Here is a 3,373-nt window from a genome sequence, read left to right as displayed (position 1 = left end):
CGCTTTTCATAAACGCAGTGATATTCAAGCAATCATTGAAGAGCATGGGCATGAGATAGTTTGGTTACCCCCTTATAGTCCAGACTTAAATCCCATTGAAAAGATGTGGGCTTGGATTAAGCAAATAGCAAAGAATGGCGGATGGATTGTATTGATACTTTATTCTTTTATCTGCTTTGGATTGGGTTGGGTTTTAGATGATTGCACTATATTTGCTGTTGGATTGTATGATGATAGCATCAACAGCGATGTCTTTTACAGCTGGGTAGAACAGATATGACTTCCTCAACTCCCTGCTGATAGTGTGATTGTCATGGACAATGCGGCTTTTCACAAACGTGAGGATATCAAAATACTGATAGAGGAGGCTGGGCATACTATCCTTTGGCTTCCATCTTATAGCCCTGATCTTAATCCCATTGAGCATACATGAGCATGGATAAAGCAAAAGTGTAAAGAATGGCGACCGCATTGCATTGACCGCTTATTCTTCTATTTTATGTGGATATGTAACGCTTTTGATAGTCTTTGACTATACAAAACTGTGTTTTGTAGATATGAAAATTTTATTCATGTAAAAAAAGAAAGCTCATAATGTTTTATTCAAAATAAATAGATATGGTTTGCCTACAAAAGCCCTCTCTTCTTGAGAATAATTTTTATTACCGTTTATCAGTGGGTTAGCTTTTTATACAAATTTTTAAGATAAAATTTTATCTTATATTTTTATTGCAACGCAGCAATATAAATATATTAAAGTCTATTTTTTTTATAAAGATGTTTTCCAAAGAGTTTTTTAAATTAAAAATAAAATTCATTAAAATAAAAAAATGTTTTTAGGAGTTGACGCATTGCAACAACCTCTTTATAATGCCCCTCAACATCATCGATGTTATCTCCTCTATATCCTCCTTTGGTGGTTATTTAACCGACTCACTTGAGTCGGTTTTTTTTTTTTTTTATGTCTAGAATTTTTATGTCATTACATGACGATTTAGTTCGCTTCATCTACAAAATTATTTCGTTGATAACCCGCTATCTTTTAGCTATTTGTTCTGAAAAAGCGCTATAGCTAAATGTCTTTAACTCGCTACAGAATTGGAGCGTCTTTCCGTACTATAGCTAACTTCTCAAAAAATAAATGCATACAACGTTAACTCAATATCCACTTTGAAAACAGCATTCTATCTCTAAGTGCTGTATGTATTTTTTGGGAAGTTAGCTATACTGCATAGAAGCGCTAGATAAGGCTTATAGTAAGGCTTATAGAATGTTTTGTTTTTTAGCTGATTTGACTACCAGAATTAACTTTCTGATTTTATATATAAAATCAGAATGATAAGTGAACATATTGCGTTCTCTAATTATCTTGAGATGTCATTTATGTCAAACAACAGTGGGAAGAACTCACTGATGAAGATTTACATTTCCTATCTATCTTGCAATGTAATTGTATTTTTTAAAAAATTGTCATTATTAGTCTGTTACAAATGCCTATCTCTCTCTTTCCATTGCTTAAACTTGATAGAGCGATTAAACTGAGTTTTTGCTTAATGTAGGAATGTTCATGAAGAAATTTTTTAATTGGTATATGAGTCGTGGACTAGTGCTACTAATCGTTATCGGTCTAATTGCTGGGATTGGATTGGCTTTATTAGGGACTGTTAGTCCAGAGATGAATAAAGTTGCACTTAGTGTTGGTATTTTAGGAAAATTTTTCGTTTCTGCGCTAAAAGCAGTCGCACCTATTTTGGTGTTTGTTTTGGTGATTCATGCAGTATCTTCGCATCAAAGTGGTGAGGAAGTTTATATTAAGCCAATTATTTGGCTGTATTTATTCGGAACTTTTGCGGCTGCATTGGTTGCTGTAAGTTTAAGCTTTTTATTTCCGACCACTATTACATTAAAAGTTGCTGATGAAATTTCTCTTCTGCCACCGGGAGGAATTTTAGAAGTTCTACGGACGTTATTTTTAAGAGTGGCGGATAACCCAATTCATGCGCTCAGTGATGGGAACTATATTGGGATTTTAGTATGGGCAGCATTATTAGGTTTTGCGCTAAAAAATAGTAAACCTAGTGTTAAAGAATGGATTGATGCAATTACTAATGCGGTAACGCAAATTGTTCGTTGGGTCATCCGAACAGCTCCGATTGGTATTTTTGGCTTAGTCACCTCCACTATTGCAGAAACGGGTTTTGATGAATTGTTTAAGTATGGACGTTTAATTTTAGTGTTATGCGGCACAATGTTGTTAGTAGCTTTGGTGATGAACCCGCTGATTGTGTATTTCAAAATCCGTCGCAATCCTTATCCTTTAGTCTGGCAAACACTCATTGAAAGTGGTATTCCAGCATTTTTTACTCGTTCATCGGCAGCAAATATTCCTGTGAATATGGCTTTAGCGAAGAAATTGGGTTTACATGAAAGCACTTATTCTATTTCTATTCCGCTTGGCGCAACTATCAATATGGCAGGTGCTGCGATTACCATTACGATTTTAACGCTTGCAGCAACACATACGCTTAATATTCAGGTGGATTTCTTTTCTGCGATTTTGCTGTGTGCGCTTGCTTCTTTAGGCGCTTGCGGGGCATCTGGTGTGCCAGGTGGCTCTTTACTTCTGATTCCAATGGCATGTTCTTTATTTAATATTCCAGATGATATTTCGATGCGTGTCGTGGCTGTTGGCATGATTATTGGGGTGATTCAGGATTCTGCGGAAACGGCGCTAAATTCTTCTAGCGATGTGCTTTATACGGCAGCGGCAGATTTTGGTGAGCGTCGTAAAGCAGGCAATGCTTAATGTCTGAGCGGCTGTGGATTTTACTCAATGGCGATTTTGCTTTAGCAGATCGTCTGCCGTTTAGTGATGAACCTATTATCGCAGTTGACGGCGGCATTCGGCACGCACAGCACCTTATGCAATCGCCTAACCTTTGGTTGGGCGATTTTGATAGTGCCACCATAGATTATCCGCATATTGCCAGAGAAACCTATCCTAGCGATAAAGATTATACGGATTTTGAGTTGGCGCTAGCTTATGCACACGAGCATTATTCTCAGCGAGATTGGCATATCATGGGTAGTGCGGGTGATGAAGCAGATCATAGCTTTGGCAATCTTTGGACGTTACCTAAATTTGGACGGCGTTGCTTTCTTTGGCAAAAAAATGCACTGATTTTTTTTGGAAAAGATCAAATCCAACTGTCTTGGCAAGCAGCGCTTCATAGTAAAGTGAGTATTTTTGCATTAACACCTTTAGAAAAGTTAAGTAATTCAGGATTAAAGTGGACGCTGAATGATAGCGTCTTATCACCTTACTGTGCTTTAGCAGCACGCAACGAAATGATAGAAGAAAAAGCCTCTGTAA

At 37.0% G+C, this 3,373-nt stretch carries 4 protein-coding genes; all 4 read left to right on the top strand.

Annotated features, from left to right (window positions below; translation table 11 throughout):
- Positions 1-280: transposase (locus A5N85_RS11630; protein WP_211268191.1), on the top strand; the 280-nt coding region annotated here is incomplete at its 5' end.
- A gap of 24 nt (positions 281-304) precedes the next feature.
- Entirely contained in the window at positions 305-433 is a 129-nt protein-coding gene (locus tag A5N85_RS17805) for a transposase (RefSeq protein WP_084601770.1), read from the top strand.
- 1,134 nt (positions 434-1,567) lie between these two features.
- Positions 1,568-2,806: a serine/threonine transporter SstT gene (gene sstT, locus A5N85_RS11620; RefSeq protein ID WP_072577371.1), complete on the top strand. Its 1,239-nt coding sequence runs from the start codon at positions 1,568-1,570 to the stop codon at positions 2,804-2,806.
- The coding region (locus A5N85_RS11615) for a thiamine diphosphokinase (RefSeq protein WP_072577370.1) at positions 2,806-3,373 on the top strand (568 nt) is incomplete at its 3' end. The genes sstT and A5N85_RS11615, both read left to right, overlap by 1 nt.

The organism is Suttonella ornithocola (genome assembly GCF_001889065.1).
Taxonomy (GTDB): Bacteria; Pseudomonadota; Gammaproteobacteria; order Cardiobacteriales; family Cardiobacteriaceae; genus Suttonella_A; species Suttonella_A ornithocola.
This window is presented reverse-complemented; position numbering and strand designations above follow the sequence as displayed.